1 protein-coding gene is annotated in these 1,603 nt (G+C 71.1%); it reads left to right on the plus strand.

Translation table 11 applies throughout. The features are described from left to right. The first annotated feature begins 71 nt into the window (after nucleotides 1-71). Nucleotides 72-1,541: a ribosome biogenesis GTPase Der gene (gene der, locus ACFWM7_RS35225; protein WP_383268849.1), complete on the plus strand. Its 1,470-nt coding sequence runs from the start codon at nucleotides 72-74 to the stop codon at nucleotides 1,539-1,541. The last annotated feature ends 62 nt before the right edge of the window (nucleotides 1,542-1,603 follow it).

Consider the following 1,603-nt stretch of genomic DNA (forward strand, 5'->3'; position numbering starts at 1 on the left):
AATTGAGAAATTGAGTAGTGGGCCGCGCTGATCGCGGCCCATCGATGATGATGCAAAGAGGAACGGACTTCATGAACGACCAGATTCACTCCGACGGTTCGGGCCACGAGCACGGAGCACTCGGCGATGCCGAGTTCGCGGAGTTCATGGAGCTCGCCGCGCAGGAAGGCTTCGACCCCGAGGAGGTCGAGGGCGCCCTCGACGAGGCCGGTCACGGCCCGCTCCCCGTGCTCGCCGTCGTCGGCCGCCCCAATGTCGGCAAGTCGACCCTGGTGAACCGGATCATCGGCCGCCGCGAGGCCGTCGTGCAGGACAAGCCCGGTGTCACCCGCGACCGCGTCAGCTACGAGGCCGAATGGGCCGGCCGCCGCTTCAAGGTCGTCGACACCGGCGGCTGGGAGCAGGACGTGCTGGGCCTCGACGCCTCCGTCGCCGCCCAGGCCGAGTACGCCATCGAGACGGCCGACGCCGTCGTCTTCGTCGTCGACTCCACCGTCGGCGCCACCGACACCGACGAGGCCGTCGTCAAGCTGCTGCGCCGGGCCGGCAAGCCCGTCGTCCTCTGCGCCAACAAGGTCGACGGCCAGAGCGGCGAGGCCGACGCCACCGCCCTGTGGTCCCTCGGCCTCGGCGAGCCCTACCCGGTCTCCTCGCTCCACGGCCGCGGCACCGGCGACATGCTGGACGCCGTCCTGGAGGCCCTGCCGGACGCCCCGGCGCAGAAGTTCGGCACCGCGCTCGGCGGCCCCCGCCGCATCGCCCTGATCGGCCGCCCGAACGTCGGCAAGTCCTCCCTGCTGAACAAGGTCGCGGGCGAGGACCGGGTCGTCGTCAACGAGCTGGCGGGCACCACCCGTGACCCCGTCGACGAGCTGATCAACCTCGGCGGCATCACCTGGAAGTTCATCGACACGGCGGGTATCCGCCGCCGCGTCCACCTCCAGGAAGGCGCGGACTACTACGCCTCGCTGCGTACGGCCGCCGCCGTGGAGAAGGCCGAGGTCGCCGTCGTCCTGATCGACTCCAGCGAGTCCATCAGCGTCCAGGACCAGCGCATCATCACCATGGCCGTGGAGGCCGGGCGCGCCCTCGTCGTCGCCTTCAACAAGTGGGACACCCTCGACGAGGAGCGCCGCTACTACCTGGAGCGCGAGATCGAGACGGAGCTCGCGCAGATCTCCTGGGCCCCGCGCGTCAACGTCTCGGCCGTCACCGGCCGGCACATGGAGAAGCTGGTCCCGGCGATCGAGACCGCGATCGAGGGCTGGGAGACCCGCGTCCCCACCGGCCGGCTCAACGCCTTCCTCGGTGAGATCGTCGCCTCCCACCCGCACCCGATCCGCGGCGGCAAGCAGCCGCGCATCCTCTTCGGCACCCAGGCGGGCACCAAGCCCCCGCGCTTCGTGCTCTTCGCCTCCGGCTTCCTGGAGCACGGCTACCGCCGCTTCGTCGAGCGCCGGCTGCGCGAGGAGTTCGGCTTCGAGGGCACCCCGATCCACATCTCCGTCCGGGTCCGCGAGAAGCGCGGCCGCAACAAGTAGCACCGGCGCGCGCGCACGACGAAGCCCCGGGCCGCTCGCCTCTGGCGCGAGCGGTCCGGGGC

The sequence above is a fragment of the Streptomyces sp. NPDC058375 genome (assembly GCF_042723425.1).
In the GTDB taxonomy this organism is placed as follows: domain Bacteria; phylum Actinomycetota; class Actinomycetes; order Streptomycetales; family Streptomycetaceae; genus Streptomyces; species Streptomyces durocortorensis.